Here is a 16,388-nt window from a genome sequence, read left to right as displayed (position 1 = left end):
TGGGGGTGTTGGATGGATCGGGCCCAAGTATCTGCAGGCCGCATGAATACGATATGACTTCAATGTGACAATTGGATGAAAGGCCATCACCCGGTGCCGGGGATGGCCTTTTCAAGATGTTGCAGAGGCGCGGGGTAACCGCTCAGGCTCTTCGCCTACCCCAATGAGGGAGGCAATTGATGCAAGCCGATCAGCGCTTATTGGCGAACAGATAAACGCCTACGGCCAGCCCGACAGCACACAGCCCCGCCACATAATAGGCCGGCGCCATTGGGCTGACCTTCAACAGCGCGGTCACCACCATCGGCGTCAGCCCGCCGAAGATGGCGTAGGCGACGTTGTAAGAGAACGACAAGCCGCTGAAACGCACCACCGGTGGGAAGGCCTTGACCATCACATAGGGCACGGCGCCGACGATACCGACGCACAGGCCGGTCAGCGCATACAACGGGAACAGCAGGTCGGGGCGGGTCGGCAGGCTGTGGTAGAAGGTCCAGGAGCTGGCCAGCAACAGCAGGCTGCCGACGATGAACACACGCCCAGCGCCGATGCGGTCGGCCAGGCTACCGGCACCGATGCAGCCGAGGCTGAGCAGCACAATGGCCAGGCTGTTGGCCTTGAGCGAGTCGGTCGGGCTGATTTGGTAGAAGCTCTGCAGCAGCGCCGGGGTCATCAGGATCACCACCACGATGCCAGCCGACAGCAGCCAGGTCAGCAGCATCGACAAAATGATCGCGCCACGGTGATCACGCAGCACGGCACGCAGCGGCAGCTCTTCGGCCAGGGCCTTGCGCTGCTGCATCTCGGCGAACACTGGGGTTTCGTGCAGCCAGCGGCGCAGGTACACCGAGAACAGGCCGAACACACCCCCCAGCAAGAACGGTATACGCCAGGCGTAATCGGCAACTTCACCTGGGGTATAAATGCTGTTGATCAGGGTCGCGACCAGCGAGCCGAGCAAAATGCCCGAGGTCAGGCCGGCGGTCAGCGTGCCGCAGGCGTAGCCGGTATTGCGCGCTGGTACGTGCTCAGAGACGAACACCCAGGCGCCAGGCACTTCGCCACCAATCGCCGCGCCCTGAATGACGCGCATCAGCAGCAGCAAAACAGGTGCCCACAGGCCAATCTGCGCGTAGGTCGGCAGCAGGCCCATGATCAGGGTGGGCAGCGCCATCATGAAGATGCTCAGGGTGAACATCTTCTTGCGCCCGAGCAGGTCACCGAAGTGCGCCATGACGATGCCGCCCAGCGGCCGCGCCAGGTAGCCGGCGGCAAAGATGCCGAAAGTCTGCATCAAGCGCAGCCATTCCGGCATGTCGGCAGGGAAGAACAGCTTGCCGACCACCGTAGCGAAGAACACGAAGATGATGAAGTCGTAGAACTCCAGTGCACCGCCCAGGGCGGACAGTGAAAGGGTCTTGTAGTCGCTGCGGGTCAGCGGCCGTGAAGGCTGCTCGATACTGCTCGGCACGGAGGTCATCGATCTTTCTCTTGTAGGTCATGCAGGTCGCTTGGCGCGCGACTTCTGGATTGGTAGACGAGCGAAGATAGCAAATTGCCGAGGCGCGCCGAAAGCGATACAAAAACCATACAGATATTCATGAATGCGCGGTCGTCGCTGGCCGTTATGCTCTATATACTGGCAGTTCGTAGGAAAAGGTTGCTCCTAGCGTGGGATGTTGTGCGAAAACGCCGGTCTGCATGTCAGGCGGTTTCGCAGAGTTTCCCTACGGCCGCCCAGTGAAACGAAATCGGCGTAGTATGTTTCCAGCTGAATCGTTTACCCGGCCTTTGCGCCACACCAACGAAAGCGTCACGGGTCAGAGGCCCCATCGCATGATTGAGCTCGAACAAGAAGATCCAATCCCGCAAGGCGACCTGGCCTTGCAAATCACCGCACTCCCTCGTGAGACCAACGGCTTTGGTGACATCTTTGGCGGCTGGCTGGTCGCCCAGATGGATTTGGCCGGCACTGCTATGGCCAGCCGTGTCGCGGGTGGCCGTGTGGCCACGGTGGCCATCGATCGCATGGCCTTCCTGGTGCCGGTCGCCGTGGGTGCCCAGCTGTCGTTCTATACCCAGACCCTGGAAATCGGCCGCAGCTCGATCCAGATGATGGTCGAAGTGTGGAGCGACGACCCGCTGTCCAGTGAGTGGCGCAAGGTGACCGAAGCGGTATTCGTCTTCGTCGCCATCGACGGCAGTGGCCGCACCCGCTCTGTGCCTCGTCGCTGAGCCACGCCGGCGGTAAACTCATTGCACGTGCCCGGGTCCAAGGCCCACAGGGCAATCAATGAGACGAGTGCAATGGCTACTTTCAAGGTCGACACCGAGCAACACGGCGAACTCAATTGCTGGCGCATCACCAGCGAGCATGCCGAACTACTGATCGCCCAGCAGGGCGCGCAGATCCTCAGCTACCAGCGTGTGGGCGAACCGCCGCTGCTGTGGCTGAGCGACCAGGCCATTTTCCGCCAGGGCAAATCCGTGCGCGCCGGGGTACCGGTGTGCTGGCCGTGGTTTGGCAACCTGCAGCGCAACCCCCAGGCTGTTCAGGCCATGTACCACGACGAGCAGGCGCCTGCCCACGGGCTGGCGCGCTCGCGAGACTGGCAGCTGCTGGGTATTGAGAAAGCGGGCAACGGCCTGCGCATCGAATTCGCATTGCCTGAAGCGCGGGGCGACCTGCCCGGCTGGCCTCAAGACGTCGAGCTGAAGCTGGTGGTGGAGCTGGATGAGGCGTTGAAGCTGAACCTGACCAGCCGCAACATGGGCAATACCCCCGTTACCATCAGCCAGGCCCTGCACAGCTACTTTGCCGTCAGCGACGTGCGCCAGGCGCGGGTCGAGGGTGTGGACGGGTTGAGCTACATCGAGACCTTGGCCGACTGGGAGCAGCGCCAGCAGCAAGGTGCGCTGGCATTTGCCGGGGAGACTGACCGGATCTACCTGGCTACCCCGCAAACCCTGAGCATTGTCGACCCGCACTGGGCGCGGCGGATTACCCTGACCAGCAGTGGCTCGCGCTCGGCGGTGATTTGGAACCCTTGGACCGAGCGGGCGCGGGAGCTGCCGGACATGGCGGAAGATGGCTGGCAGCGGATGCTTTGCATCGAGACAGCGAATGTGTGGGATGACGTGGTGACGCTGAGGCCTGGGACGAGTTGCTCGCTGAGCGTCAGTATCGGCAGTGAAGCGATCTGAGCCTTGCGTTGATTTTACCGGCCTCTTCGCGGGGCAAGCCCGCTCCCACAGGATGGGAGCGGGCTTGCCCCGCGAAGAGGCCAGCACAGCCCCACTCAGAGGTCGGCGTCCTCCACCACCCTCACCTTCTGCGCATCCAGCGCATAGGCCGCATCCGCCAGGTCGTTGCTGACCTTCTCCACCTTCAACGCCCCGCTAACCCACAGCGGCGTGTAGATGTCGTCGATTTTCAGCCCCTTCGGGTAGCGCACCAGCACCAACTGGTTCGGTGGCGGTGGCGGCACGTGGATGCAGGCGCCCGGGTATGGCACCAGGAAAAATAGTGTGCTGTTGCCCTTGGCATCGCTCTCCAGCGGTACCGGGTAACCGCCCAAGCGAATCTGCTTGCCGTTCATGGCGGGCACGGTCTTGGTCGAATACATCACCGCCGGCAACCCTTTGCTCTGCTTGAGGCCGCCCTTGTCGGTGAAGGTGCCCATGGCCTCCGGCGAGTTGTGGTCGATTTCGGGCATTTGCTCAAGGGCCTTCTGGTCCGACTTGGGCATCAGCTCCAGCCAGTCGGTTTCGGGCAGCTCGGCACGGGCCAGGGTGCTGGCCAGAAGCAAGGGGATGAGAAATAAGGCACGCATGAAAATGCTCGGCAACTCGGATGAATTGCCGAGCATTCTAAACGGTATTCAGCGTTTCTTGATTAATCCGTAGATCACCAGAAGGACGACGGCACCGACCAGCGCGCCGAAGAACCCTGCGGCCTGCCCAGCCTGATAAATGCCCAGTGCCTGACCGCCGTAGGTGGCGATCAAGGAGCCGGCAATACCCAGCAGGATGGTCATGATCCAGCCCATGCTGTCGTCGCCCGGCTTGATGAAGCGGGCCAGCAGGCCAACGATGAGGCCGATGAAGATGGTTCCAATGATGCCCATGGCAATCCCTCTGCAGTGAAGATGGAACAAGCCAAAGCCTAGACGGGCTTTGGCCTGTTGCCATGTTCAGAGGGCAAGCCGCTTGCAGAAGTTCGATTTACAGCCCGATCAGTTGCTGATCAGCGCCTCTACTTCGGCAATCTTGCGCTTGAGGATGGCCATGTCCTGGCAACGCAGGGTGGCATGGCCAACCTTGCGCCCGACCTTGAAGGCCTTGCCATAGTGGTGCAGGTGGCAGTCTTCGATAGCGACCACTTTATCCACCGCAGGTACTTCACCGATGAAGTTGAGCATGGCGCTTTCACCGACCTTGGCGGTCGAGCCCAGCGGCAGGCCGGCGACAGCGCGCAGGTGGTTCTCGAACTGGCTGCACTCGGCGCCTTCGATGGTCCAGTGCCCGGAGTTGTGCACACGCGGGGCGATTTCGTTGGCCTTGAGGCCACCGTCGACTTCGAAGAACTCGAACGCCATCACGCCGACATAGTCCAGCTGCTTCAGCACACGGCCGACGTAGTCTTCGGCCAGGCCTTGCAGCGGGTGCGCTTCGCTGGCCACCGACAGACGCAGGATGCCGCTCTCGTGGGTGTTGTGCACCAACGGATAGAAGCGGGTTTCGCCATCGCGGGCACGGACGGCCACCAGCGAGACTTCGCCAGTGAACGGCACGAAGCCTTCCAGCAGGCACGGCACGCTGCCCAGCTCGGCGAAGGTGTCGACCACGTCTTCAGCACTGCGCAGGACCTTCTGGCCCTTGCCGTCGTAGCCCAGGGTGCGGGTCTTGAGCACGGCTGGCAGGCCGATGCTGGCGACCGCGGCATCCAGGTCTGCCTGGGAGAGGATGTCGGCGAAGGCCGGGGTCGGAATACCCAGGTCGCGGAACATGCTCTTCTCGAACAGGCGGTCGCGGGCAATACGCAGCGCTTCGGCGCTTGGGTAGACCGGGACGAACTGCGAGAGGAAGGCCACGGTTTCGGCCGGGACGCTTTCGAACTCGAAGGTCACCAGGTCGACTTCGTCGGCCAGCTGGCGCAGATGGTCCTGGTCACCGTAGTCGGCGCGCAGGTGCTCGCCCAGAGGGGCGGCGCAGGCATCTGCAGCCGGGTCGAGGAACGCGAAGTTCATGCCCAGCGGAGTACCCGCCAGGGCCAGCATGCGGCCGAGCTGGCCGCCACCGATTACACCGATCTTCATGGGGTCAGCCTCAAGCCTGGCGCGGGTCTGGATTGTCCAGCACGGTGTCGGTCTGTTCCGTGCGGAACTGCTTGAGCGCCGCGTGGTACTGCGGGTACTTGGCGCCCAGGATGCTCGCCGACAGCAATGCAGCGTTGATCGCGCCCGCCCGGCCGATGGCCAGGGTCGCGACCGGAACGCCCGCCGGCATCTGCACGATCGACAGCAGCGAATCGACACCCGACAGCATCGACGACTGCACCGGCACGCCCAGCACCGGCAGGTGGGTCTTGGCGGCGCACATGCCTGGCAGGTGGGCTGCGCCACCGGCACCGGCGATGATCACCTCGATGCCACGGCCTTCGGCCTCTTCGGCATACTGGAACAGCAGATCCGGGGTGCGGTGGGCGGAAACCACCTTCACTTCGTAGGGAATGCCGAGTTTTTCCAGCATATCGGCGGTGTGGCTAAGGGTGGACCAATCGGACTTGGAGCCCATGATCACGCCAACCAGTGCACTCATCGTCGAGCCTCTTCGCTTGTGCGCCCTTGGGCGCGTCAAAAAACAACAAGCCACGCGGGACGACCGGCGTGGCTTGTTTGCTGATCAGGACCGGAGCTATCCGGTCTAAAGGCCGCGCAGTATACCGTAACCCTGGGCGATGCTGGCACCCCCGGCGACCAACTGTCGGCCTTATTTTTCGGGGCTTTGGCTGACTTTTGGGTCAACCGCCGCCGCCCCCTCCAGCTTGCGCCACAACAAGCGCACGTTGGCCTTACGCACCAGGGCGCAGCGGTACAGGCGGATTTCCAGGGGCACGTGCCATTGGCTGCCACCGCAGATGGCCAGCTCACCCCGCTCCAGCTCGCCGCGCATCGACAGGCGTGGCACCCAGGCAATGCCCATGCCCTCCAGCGCCATGCTCTTGAGGCTGTCGGCCATGGCGGTTTCATAAACAGTGGTGTAGCGCAGGTTGCGCTGGCGCAGCAACAGGTTCACCGAACGGCCGAGGAAGGCACCGGCGGTGTAGGCCAAAAGTGGCACGCTGCCCTCGCCTTCCAGATCGAACAAGGGCTGGCCGTCGGCATCCACAGCACACACCGGCAACATTTCGGTGGTGCCCATGTGCAGCGACGGGAAGATCTCGGCATCCATCTGCAGCGCGGCATCGGGGTCATAGAAGGCCAGCATCAGGTCGCAACCGCCTTCGCGCAGGGCATGCACCGCATCACCCACGTTGGTCGCCACCAGACGGGTGGCAATGTTCAACCCGTCGTTGCGCAACTGGGCCACCCAACGTGGGAAAAACCCCGACGCCAGGGAGTGCGCCGCCGCCACTTGGATAACCTCGCCTTGGCCACCTTCGAGGTGGTGCAAGTGGCGCAGAATTTCGCTCAACTGGTCGACAACGGTGCGCGCCGTGACCAGAAACAGCTGCCCGGCCTCGGTCAGTTCAATCGGCGTGCGGGAACGATTCACCAGCTGCAGGCCCAAGGCTGCTTCGAGGCTGCGAATACGTCGACTGAAGGCCGGTTGAGTGACGAAGCGCCGCTCTGCCGCTTGCGAAAAACTGCGCGTGGCAGCCAGGGCGCTGAAGTCTTCCAGCCATTTGCTTTCCAGGTTCACGAAGCACATCTCCCGGCATGCACCAAAATGGAACACGCTCGAATGTCAATTGGCGTCACATGAAACACTATGCCGTTTGTGCATAGGTTAGCGTGCAACAGCATTGGCCGCAAAATCCTCTTCGGGCCTAGGATTAGCGCCATTCCGGCATGTGCCGGGTCAAATTCGAGATGATATACATCATGTCTGCCGCTGCATCGTTCCGCGTCGAAAAAGATCTGCTGGGTACCCTTGAAGTTCCTGCTGATGCCTACTACGGCATCCAGACCCTGCGCGCTGCCAACAACTTCCACCTCTCCGGTGTTCCGCTGTCGCACTACCCGAAACTGGTAGTGGGCCTGGCGATGGTCAAGCAGGCTGCTGCTGACGCCAACCGAGAGCTGGGGCACCTGAGCGATGCCAAGCACGCCGCCATCAGCGCCGCCTGCGGCCGGCTGATCAAAGGCGACTACCACGAGCAGTTCGTGGTGGACATGATTCAAGGCGGTGCTGGTACTTCTACCAACATGAACGCCAACGAAGTCATCGCCAACATCGCGCTGGAGGCCATGGGCCACCAGAAGGGTGAGTACCAGTACCTGCACCCGAACAACGACGTGAACATGGCGCAGTCGACCAACGACGCCTACCCGACTGCGATCCGTCTGGGTCTGCTGCTGGGTCATGACGCCCTGCTCGCCAGCCTCGACAGCCTGATCCAGGCCTTCGCCGCCAAAGGTAAAGAGTTCGACCACGTACTGAAGATGGGCCGTACCCAGCTGCAGGACGCCGTGCCGATGACCCTGGGCCAGGAATTCCGCGCCTTCGCCACCACCATGACCGAAGACCTCAACCGTCTGCGTTCGCTGGCGCCGGAGCTGCTGACCGAAATCAACCTGGGTGGTACTGCCATCGGTACCGGCATCAATGCCGACCCGGGCTACCAGATGCTCGCCGTACAGCGCCTGGCAACCATCAGCGGCCAGCCGCTGGTCCCGGCTGCCGACCTGATCGAAGCCACCTCCGACATGGGCGCCTTCGTGCTGTTCTCCGGCATGCTCAAGCGTACCGCGGTCAAGCTGTCGAAGATCTGCAACGACCTGCGCCTGCTGTCCAGCGGCCCGCGTACCGGCATCAACGAGATCAACCTGCCAGCGCGTCAGCCAGGCAGCTCGATCATGCCAGGCAAGGTCAACCCGGTTATCCCGGAAGCCGTCAACCAAGTGGCCTTCGCCATCATGGGCAACGACCTGGCCCTGACCGTCGCCGCCGAAGGTGGCCAGCTGCAGCTGAACGTGATGGAGCCGCTGATCGCCTACAAGATCTTCGACTCGATCCGCCTGCTCCAGCGCGCCATGGACATGCTGCGCGAGCACTGCATCGTCGGCATCACTGCCAACGAACAGCGCTGCCGTGAACTGGTCGAGCACTCGATCGGCCTGGTCACCGCCCTGAACCCTTACATCGGCTACGAAAACGCCACCCGTATCGCCCGTGTTGCTCTGGAAACAGGCCGCGGTGTGCTGGAACTGGTACGCGAAGAGAAGCTGCTGGACGAAGAGATGCTCAACGACATCCTGCGCCCAGAAAACATGATTGCACCGCGTCTGGTTCCGCTGAAGGCGTAACCGACCGCTTCAACTGTCTCACCAGGTCGAGGGACTAGACACCTCTCAACCTTTCAAAGGCCCGAGCGCATGCATCGGGCCTTTTTTTTGCCTGCATGATCTAGCGCGGTTGCGCTGCCCCAGGTTTGCGGCACACAACTTGCTCCATAATGCATCCCAACCAACGGGATACCGAGCATGCTGCACAGCCACCTGACCACCCTCAACGCGGTTTCGCTGATCCTCAACGTCTTTCAGGCAGAGGGTTGCGAGGCTTCGGCCTTGCTCGCCGGCAGTGGCATCGGCCCGGCGGACCTGGGGCATGCAGACGCGCGCATCACCACCCAGCAAGAGCTGCAGGTGTGTGCCAATGCCGTCGCCCGGCGCGAAGACATCGGCCTGGAGCTGGGCCAGCGCATGCACGTGTCGTGCTATGGCATGCTCGGTTACGCCCTGCTCTCCAGTGCCACTTTGGGTGACGCCTTGCGCCTGGCGCTGCGCTTTCCGGCACTGCTGGGAACAGTCTTCCAACTGCGCCTGATCGACGACGGCCAGCGTGTCTGGCTCAGCGCCAGCGATTACCGCGACAGCCCGGCGCTGACTGCTTTCAATGCAGAGTTCTGCCTGGTCTCGCTTAAAGTGATTTGCGACGACTTGCTGGGCCGGCCCCTGCCACTGCTCGGCAGCCGCTTCGAGCATGCCCGGCCGGGCTACCACAGCCTCTATACCCGTGCCTTCCAATGCCCAATCGGCTTCGAGGCCGAGGACAACGCGTTTGCCTTCGAGCGGCGCTGGCTGGATACCCCGCTACCGTTGGCCGACCCCATTACCCACAAAGCCATGAGCGAGCGCTGCCGACGCCTGAACCTCGAGTTCACAGGGCGTCAGGCCTGGCTGGGCAAGATACGCCAGCTGCTGGCCCAGCAACTGGACGCAGCGCCGGGGCTTGAGGGTTTGGCGCGGCAGATGAACTGCTCATCGCGGACCTTGCGCCGGCACCTGCAGGCGCTGGGCAGCAGTTATCAACAGCTGCTCGATGAGCTGCGTTTTGAGCGGGCCAAGCAGTTGTTGGCCGATGAGCAGATGCCGATCTACCGGATTGCCGAAACCTTGGGGTTCAGCGAAACGGCCAGCTTCCGCCATGCGTTCCAGCGCTGGAGTGGCGTGGCGCCCAGCCACTTTCGCGGTTGACCTGGGCGGGCCTCTTCGCGGGCAAGCCCGCTCCCACAGGATCTCCACAACTCTGGGATATTGTGGTGTACCTGTGGGAGCGGGCTTGCCCGCGAAAAGGCCGGCACATTAAACCCGGCCAGCGACCTTGGCCACATCGATCCCCTTTTGGCCGTTTGCGTCGTTCTCCGCTACCGGGCTGCCCCTGAAAATGGGCCCACGCCAGTCCAACCGGAGAACAACAATGCTGACGATCTATTCCGATGACCACCGCCTGCACCACGGCCGCTGCGAGCTGATCGACGGCAAGCTGATGCCCTGCTTCGAAATGCCTTCGCGCGCCGACCATGTGCTCGATCAAGTGAACAAGCGCCAGCTGGGCGACGTGAAGGCGCCGGACGACTTCGGCCGCGCGCCGCTGCTGCGCGTCCACAGCGCCGACTACCTGGACTTCTTTGAAGGCGCTTGGGCGCGCTGGGCCGCGTTGGGCCACGAAGGCGACCTGCTGCCTTTCACCTGGCCAGCCCGCACCCTGCGCCAGGTTAAACCCACCGGCCTGCATGGCGAGCTTGGCTACTACAGCTTCGACGCCGGTGCACCGATTACTGCCGGTACCTGGCAAGCCGCCTACAGCGCCGCCCAGGTCGCGCTCACGGCCCAGGCCGCCATCCAGCAAGGCGCCCATGCGGCGTTCGCCCTGTGCCGCCCACCGGGGCACCATGCCGCCGGCGAAGTCATGGGCGGTTACTGCTACCTGAACAACGCTGCCATCGCTGCCCAGGCCTTCCTGGACCAAGGCCGCGCCAAAGTCGCCATCCTCGACGTCGACTATCACCACGGCAACGGCACCCAAGACATCTTCTACAGCCGCAGCGATGTGTTCTTCGCCTCGATCCACGGCGACCCGCAGGACGAATTCCCGTTCTTCCTTGGCTATGCCGACGAAACGGGCGAAGGCGCAGGTGAAGGCTGCAACATCAACTACCCGTTGCCGGCCGGCAGTGACTGGGCCGCCTGGAGCGCAGCGCTGGAAGACGCGTGCCAGCGCATCGCTGCCTACGACGCCGATGTGCTGGTGATCTCGCTCGGGGTGGACACCTTCAAGGACGACCCAATCTCCCAGTTCAAGCTAGACAGCCCTGACTACCTGGAAATGGGCAAACGCATCGCCCAGCTCGGCAAGCCGACCCTGTTCGTGATGGAAGGCGGCTACGCTGTGGAAGAAATCGGCATCAATGCGGTCAATGTGCTGGAAGGTTTCCAGCGCGCCCAGCCAGGAGCCCGATAATGGCCCGACTCAAGCGTCTGCTCGCCCCGATCATCGCTGCCACCCTGTTCACCGGCGCCCTGCAGGCCCAGGCCGAACAGCGCACCCTGCGGGTCTACAACTGGTTCGACTACATCACCCCGCAGACCTTGGTCGACTTCCAGAAAGACAGCGGCGTAAAGCTGATCTACGACATTTTCGACACCAATGAGGCACTGGAAGCCAAGCTGCTGACCGGCAACTCCGGGTATGACGTGGTGGTGCCGTCCAACGTGTTCCTTGCCAAGCAGATCGAGGCTGGCGTGTTCCAGCCACTGGACCGCAGCAAGCTGCCGAACTGGCAACACCTGGACCCGGCACTGATGAAGCTGATCGAGGCCAACGACCCCGGCAACACGTTTGCCGTGCCCTACATGTACGGCACCGTGCTGATCGGCTTCAACCCGGCCAAGGTCAAGGCTGCGCTGGGTGAGAACGCGCCTGTTGACAGCTGGGACCTGATCTTCAAGGAAGAGAACATCGCCAAGCTCAAGCAGTGCGGCGTTGCCTTGCTCGATTCGCCCTCGGAGATCTTGCCACTGGCCCTGCAATACCTGGGCTTGCCGCCCAACAGCGACAAGCCGGCCGACTACAAGAAGGCCGAGGAGCTGCTGCTGAAGATTCGCCCGCACGTGACGTATTTCCATTCCTCCAAGTACATGGCCGACATCGCCAACGGCGACATCTGTGTGGCGGTGGGCTACAGCGGTAGCTTCTCGCAGGCCGCCAACCGGGCCCGCGATGCGAAGAATGGCGTGGTGGTCGACATGCGCCTGCCCAAGGAAGGTGCGCCGATCTGGTTCGATATGCTGGCCATTCCGAAAAACGCCGCCAACGCCGAAGACGCCCACACCTTCATCAACTACCTGCTGCGCCCGGAGGTGATTGCGCCGATCAGTGATTTTGTCGGCTATCCGAACCCGAACAAGGACGCCACCGAGAAGGTGAACCCGGCGATTCGCAATAACCCCAACCTTTACCCGACGGCGGAAGCGATGGCCAAGCTGTACACCCTCAAGCCGTTGCCACGCGATGCCGAGCGCGCGCGCACCAGGGCCTGGACGCGCATCAAGTCCGGCACCTAAATGTATGTAGGCCACAGCTCACATTCGCCAGGCACTGCGCAATCGCATCAGTGCATTGGCGATGTCGCCTTCCGGCACGGCCGCAAACCCCAGCACCAACCCTGCCCGCTTATCCACAGGCACCTCGCTGTCATCCAACCAGTAACTACTCAGTGGATTCACCTCAACGCCAACCGCTTCAGCCTTGGCGACCAAGGCTTGTTCCCGCGCAAAGTTATCCACATCCACCTTCACGTGTAGTCCTGCCGCCACTTCCGGCATGGCGCCCAAGCCTGGAACATCCACAGGCCAGCCCGCCTTGAGCACGTTGCGCCGGCTCAACGCCGCCCGGCGCATACGCCGTATGTGCCGCTGGAAATGCCCTTGGGCCATGAACTCGGCCATCACACACTGGCTACTGACCTCCGAATGCCGCATGGCCAACGCCCGCCCCTGGCTGAAGGCCTGCACCAGGCGCCCAGGCAGCACCAGGTAGCCCAGGCGTAACGCGGGGAAGGCAATCTTGCCGAACGTGCCGATGTACAGCACCCGCCCCTGCCGGTCCAATGCCGCCAGCGGTGCCAATGGCGCACCGCGGTAGCGGTACTCGCCGTCGTAATCGTCTTCGATGATCCAACCATCGCTACGCTCGGCCCAGGCCAGCAATGCCAGGCGCCGTGCCAGGCTCATGGTTACCCCGGTCGGGTACTGGTGGGCCGGCGTCACATAGGCCAAGCGGCAGTCCGCCAGCTGCATCAGCCGCTGGCAATCCATACCCTCGTCATCCACTGGCACGCCCATCACCCTGCCACCCGCCACGGCGAAGGTATGCCCGGCGGCCCGGTAGCCCGGGTTTTCCACAGCCACCCCCTCGCCAGGCTGCAACAGCAACTGTGCACAAAGGCTGATGGCCTGCTGTGCACCACTGGTGATCACAATTTGTTCAGCCGTGCACGATAAGCCCCGCGAACGGCGTAAATAGGTGGCAATCAGCTCGCGCAGCTGCAGCTCACCTGCCGGTTCACCGTAGCCCAGCTGCGCAGGGTCCGGGTTACGCCAGAAACCCGCTTGCAGCTTGGCCCAGACGTCAAACGGGAACAGATCGAAGGCAGGAATGCCCACCCGGAATGCGCGCGGCGCGCCACTTCTGGGAGGCGGCAAATGGTTACTTTTCAGACGCTCCAAAGGCTCGCTGGTGCGCTCACAGCTGGATAAATCCTCAGTCTTTTCTGAGGAAAATGTGGATAAACCTGTTGATAACCCTAGGGATAACCCTGTGGACAGTTGTGTGGATAGTTTATCGAGCTGGGTGACATAGGTGCCGTCCCCCACCCGGCTCTCGATATACCCTTCGGCATACAACTGGTCGTAGGCACGCACCACAGTGTTGCGCGACAGCGCGAGGATGGCTGCCAGGTCACGGCTGGCCGGTAACCGCGTACCGCTGCTCAAGCGCCCATCCAGCACCCGTGCACGCAAGGCCTGGTAAAGCTGCTGGCTGAGCCCTCGCTGGCGGTCCAGCACGATGCCAGCGGGGTCGAAGGGCAAGATGAGGGGGCGCTTGTTCACCGTATTGGACCTGTCAAATCAGTCATAAATGGATCTTACACAGAACCAATAGCCTGCCTAGGATGGAGCCATTCGACAAGGAACCCACCATGTACAACAGCAAGCCCCACCAGGAACACGACCTCGATCGCCTGCACCAGCATATGGCCGCTACTCGCCTTGCCGTGCTTATCAGCCACGGCGAACACGGGCTGCTGGCCACCCACCTGCCGGTGTTGATCGACCCCGAGCAAGGCGAGTTCGGCACGGTCTACGCGCACCTGGCGCGGGCCAATGCTCAGTGGAAAGACCTGGCGCAAGGCACTGAAGCGCTGCTGGTGTTCCCCGGCGCTGACGCTTATGTCAGCCCCAGCTACTACCCCAGCAAGGCCGAGAACCCCAAGGTGGTACCGACCTGGAACTACCTGGCGGTGCACGCCTACGGCCCGGTTGAAGTGATCCACGAAGCCGCGCCCCTGCTGCAGATCGTCAGCCGCCTGACCGACCGTCACGAGCAGGGCCGCAGTGAACCCTGGAAGGTCTCCGACGCCCCCAGCGACTACATCGACGGCATGCTGCGCGCCATTGTCGGCATACGCCTGCCGATCGCCCGCCTGCAAGGCGCCCGCAAGCTCAGCCAAAACCGTTCGGCCGAGGACATCGCAGGCGTGCGTGAAGGCCTGAGCGGCAGTGCCGACTACCCTGACAACCAACTGGCGGCGCACATGCGCCAACTCTGAAGGAAAAGCCCATGCCCAGCGTCACCCTGCGCCCCGTCAGCGCCAACGACCATGCAGCCTGGCTTGCCCTGTGGCAGGCTTACTTGCGCTTCTATGAGACCGAATTGGCCGAAGCGGTCAGCGCCAACACCTGGCAGCGCCTGCTCGACCCCAACGAGCCCACCCACTCGGCCCTGGCCTGGGTCGATGGCAAGGCCGTAGGAATGGTCAACTGGATCTATCATCGTTCCAACTGGAGCATCGAAAATTCGTGCTACCTGCAGGACCTTTATGTGGATAACACGCAACGTGGCCTGGGCATCGGCCGCCAACTGATCGAGCATGTCTATGCCACTGCCAAGGCTGCCGGCTGCGCTAAGGTGCACTGGCTGACCCACGAGACCAACGCCACCGCCATCAGCCTGTACCAACAGGTCGCCGAGCGGCCGGGCTTCATTCAATTCCGCAAAGGGCTGTAGGCACGACATGACTGACGCACTGAACTGGAAACCCGCCACCGCGCCCACGGCAGCGCCCATCGAGGGCCACTTCATCCGCCTGGAAAAACTCGACCCGGCGCGCCACGGCGACGACCTCTGGGACGTACTGCAAGGCCCGAATGCCGACCCAGTCCTGTGGGATTACCTGCCCTATGGCCCATTCCCGGAACGCAGCGCCTTCGACCGCTGGCTGCAGGGCCATGCCGCCAGCACCGACCCGTTGTTCTATACCGTCATCGACCGCCCCACCGGCCAGGCCCAGGGCATTCTCAGCCTGATGTCGATCGTGCCCGACCATGGCCGCATCGAGATCGGCCACATCGCCTTCGGCGCCGCCATGCAGCGCACGCCCAAGGGCACCGAAGCGGTGTACCTGCTGGGCAAGCGGGCGTTCGAGCTGGGCAACCGCAGGCTCGAGTGGAAGTGCAACAACGCCAATGCCCGCTCCAAGCGCGCGGCAGAACGGTTTGGATTTGTCTACGAAGGGGTTTTCCGCAAGCACCTGGTGGTCAAGGACCACAACCGCGACACCGCGTGGTACTCGATTACCGATGATGAATGGCCACAGGTAGCGGCAGGGTTCGAGCGCTGGTTGAGTGCCGACAACCAGCGCCCTGAGGGGCAAGCCAGGACGCTGGAAGCCTGCCGCAACGGGTGATCAGGCCAGGTTGGCCTTGAGCGCCGAAATGTGCTCTGGGCCAATCCCACAGCAACCGCCGAGCAGGCTCGCGCCGCGTTGCCGCCAGTTGCTGGCCCAGCTCAGGTAGCCCGGTGGGTCAAGGTCTTCACGCAGCTCATCGAGGCCATCGTTGGCGGTGGCGTCCTTGGGCTGTGGCGGGAAGGCATTGGCGTAGGCGCCGATGGCGATGTCCACGCCCAGGCGCTCGAACGTCTCGCGCGCTACATCCAGCGCCGCGCCAATCACCTCAGGCTGGCTGCAGTTGAACAACAGCGTACTGACACCCAGCCCGGCAATCGCTTCGGCCGCGTCGGCGACCGTTTGTCCGGAACGCAGGCGCGGCACGTCGATGTCACCTTCGTCCTGCAGCGTGAACGATACCCAGAACGGCCTGCCGTCCTGGGGCAGTTGCGCGCCGATGGCCCGAACTTCTTCGATCGAGCTCTGGGTTTCTGCCAGCCACAGGTCCACGTAGGGGGACAGACCTGCCAGCAGGGGGGTCAGCACTTCGGCGACGCGCTCGGGCTGATACAGGTCCGGGCGATAAGAGCCGAACAACGGCGGCAGCGAACCGGCCACGCGTACCGGCGCGGCAGCCGCATCGGCTGCCGCACGGGCCAATTGCCCCGCCGTTGCAGCCAAGGTGCGCCCTTCCTGGGCGAACCGCTCTTCACCAATATGGAAGGGCACTACCGCATAGCTGTTGCTGGTGATGACCTGAGCCCCGGCCTCGATATACGCCGTATGCACCGCCAGCACCGCCTCAGGTGCTTCGCTCAAGGCCAGCGCTGACCACTCGGGCTGCCGAAACGGCGCACCACGACGCTGCAGCTCTCGCCCCATACCGCCATCCAGAATTACCAGCGATCGTTCGCCCATATGACTATCACTT

Annotated in this window: 17 protein-coding genes; 9 read left to right on the top strand and 8 right to left on the bottom strand. The window is 62.9% G+C overall.

The window, feature by feature from the left end:
- Positions 1–190: 190 nt before the first annotated feature.
- The gene (locus tag HU750_RS10715; protein WP_027592124.1) at positions 191–1,480 is read right to left on the bottom strand and encodes an MFS transporter; all 1,290 of its coding nucleotides are present in this window, start codon (positions 1,478–1,480) and stop codon (positions 191–193) included.
- A gap of 356 nt (positions 1,481–1,836) precedes the next feature.
- Between HU750_RS10715 and HU750_RS10710 the strand changes: the two genes are divergently transcribed.
- Positions 1,837–2,235, top strand: a complete 399-nt coding sequence (locus HU750_RS10710) for an acyl-CoA thioesterase (RefSeq protein ID WP_003253317.1) — start codon at positions 1,837–1,839, stop codon at positions 2,233–2,235.
- 72 nt (positions 2,236–2,307) lie between these two features.
- Positions 2,308–3,204: a D-hexose-6-phosphate mutarotase gene (locus HU750_RS10705; protein WP_186679377.1), complete on the top strand. Its 897-nt coding sequence runs from the start codon at positions 2,308–2,310 to the stop codon at positions 3,202–3,204.
- A gap of 95 nt (positions 3,205–3,299) precedes the next feature.
- On the opposite strand, the gene HU750_RS10700 is transcribed toward HU750_RS10705, so the two are convergent.
- The 5 genes from HU750_RS10700 to HU750_RS10680 form a co-directional block, all read right to left on the bottom strand.
- Positions 3,300–3,833 (bottom strand): DUF3299 domain-containing protein, encoded by a 534-nt coding sequence (locus HU750_RS10700; RefSeq protein WP_412765760.1) that lies wholly within the window; start codon positions 3,831–3,833, stop codon positions 3,300–3,302.
- A 48-nt stretch (positions 3,834–3,881) separates the two neighbouring features.
- Positions 3,882–4,127 (bottom strand): GlsB/YeaQ/YmgE family stress response membrane protein, encoded by a 246-nt coding sequence (locus HU750_RS10695; RefSeq protein WP_186679369.1) that lies wholly within the window; start codon positions 4,125–4,127, stop codon positions 3,882–3,884.
- Positions 4,128–4,235: 108 nt separating this feature from the next.
- Positions 4,236–5,318 (bottom strand): 5-(carboxyamino)imidazole ribonucleotide synthase, encoded by a 1,083-nt coding sequence (locus tag HU750_RS10690; RefSeq protein WP_186679366.1) that lies wholly within the window; start codon positions 5,316–5,318, stop codon positions 4,236–4,238.
- 10 nt (positions 5,319–5,328) lie between these two features.
- A complete protein-coding gene (purE, locus tag HU750_RS10685; protein ID WP_016489856.1) occupies positions 5,329–5,820 on the bottom strand; it encodes a 5-(carboxyamino)imidazole ribonucleotide mutase in 492 nt (163 codons plus the stop codon).
- A gap of 171 nt (positions 5,821–5,991) precedes the next feature.
- The gene (locus HU750_RS10680) at positions 5,992–6,924 is read right to left on the bottom strand and encodes a LysR substrate-binding domain-containing protein (RefSeq protein ID WP_172960396.1); all 933 of its coding nucleotides are present in this window, start codon (positions 6,922–6,924) and stop codon (positions 5,992–5,994) included.
- Positions 6,925–7,106: 182 nt separating this feature from the next.
- Here HU750_RS10680 and aspA point away from each other — a divergent pair, with 182 nt between their 5' ends.
- The 4 genes from aspA to HU750_RS10660 all read left to right on the top strand — a co-directional run bounded on the left by aspA (position 7,107) and on the right by HU750_RS10660 (position 12,071).
- Positions 7,107–8,531, top strand: a complete 1,425-nt coding sequence (gene aspA / locus HU750_RS10675; RefSeq protein WP_027592118.1) for an aspartate ammonia-lyase — start codon at positions 7,107–7,109, stop codon at positions 8,529–8,531.
- Positions 8,532–8,708: 177 nt separating this feature from the next.
- A complete protein-coding gene (locus HU750_RS10670; RefSeq protein WP_027592117.1) occupies positions 8,709–9,701 on the top strand; it encodes an AraC family transcriptional regulator in 993 nt (330 codons plus the stop codon).
- A gap of 223 nt (positions 9,702–9,924) precedes the next feature.
- The gene (locus HU750_RS10665) at positions 9,925–10,968 is read left to right on the top strand and encodes a histone deacetylase family protein (protein WP_186679364.1); all 1,044 of its coding nucleotides are present in this window, start codon (positions 9,925–9,927) and stop codon (positions 10,966–10,968) included.
- On the top strand, positions 10,968–12,071 hold the full coding sequence (locus HU750_RS10660) for a polyamine ABC transporter substrate-binding protein (RefSeq protein WP_186679361.1): 1,104 nt from the start codon (positions 10,968–10,970) through the stop codon (positions 12,069–12,071). The genes HU750_RS10665 and HU750_RS10660 overlap by 1 nt, the downstream gene beginning before the upstream one ends.
- An 18-nt stretch (positions 12,072–12,089) precedes the next feature.
- On the opposite strand, the gene pdxR is transcribed toward HU750_RS10660, so the two are convergent.
- Positions 12,090–13,619, bottom strand: coding sequence for a MocR-like pyridoxine biosynthesis transcription factor PdxR (gene pdxR / locus HU750_RS10655; protein ID WP_186679358.1), 1,530 nt, complete (start codon positions 13,617–13,619; stop codon positions 12,090–12,092).
- A gap of 89 nt (positions 13,620–13,708) precedes the next feature.
- Between pdxR and HU750_RS10650 the strand changes: the two genes are divergently transcribed.
- From HU750_RS10650 to HU750_RS10640, 3 genes are read left to right on the top strand one after another with little or no spacing between them, the layout of a single operon-like run.
- Entirely contained in the window at positions 13,709–14,338 is a 630-nt protein-coding gene (locus HU750_RS10650) for an FMN-binding negative transcriptional regulator (protein WP_186679355.1), read from the top strand.
- An 11-nt stretch (positions 14,339–14,349) separates the two neighbouring features.
- Positions 14,350–14,796, top strand: coding sequence for a GNAT family N-acetyltransferase (locus HU750_RS10645; RefSeq protein WP_186679352.1), 447 nt, complete (start codon positions 14,350–14,352; stop codon positions 14,794–14,796).
- Positions 14,797–14,803: 7 nt separating this feature from the next.
- Positions 14,804–15,475 (top strand): GNAT family N-acetyltransferase, encoded by a 672-nt coding sequence (locus HU750_RS10640; RefSeq protein WP_186679350.1) that lies wholly within the window; start codon positions 14,804–14,806, stop codon positions 15,473–15,475.
- On the opposite strand, the gene HU750_RS10635 is transcribed toward HU750_RS10640, so the two are convergent.
- Positions 15,476–16,375: a homocysteine S-methyltransferase family protein gene (locus tag HU750_RS10635; protein ID WP_033693890.1), complete on the bottom strand. Its 900-nt coding sequence runs from the start codon at positions 16,373–16,375 to the stop codon at positions 15,476–15,478.
- Positions 16,376–16,388: the final 13 nt, after the last annotated feature.

Source organism: Pseudomonas sp. SWRI50, assembly GCF_014269095.1.
Lineage (GTDB): Bacteria > Pseudomonadota > Gammaproteobacteria > Pseudomonadales > Pseudomonadaceae > Aquipseudomonas > Aquipseudomonas kermanshahensis.
The sequence above is the reverse complement of the archived record's forward strand: the minus strand, read 5'-3'. Positions and strand labels throughout refer to the sequence as shown.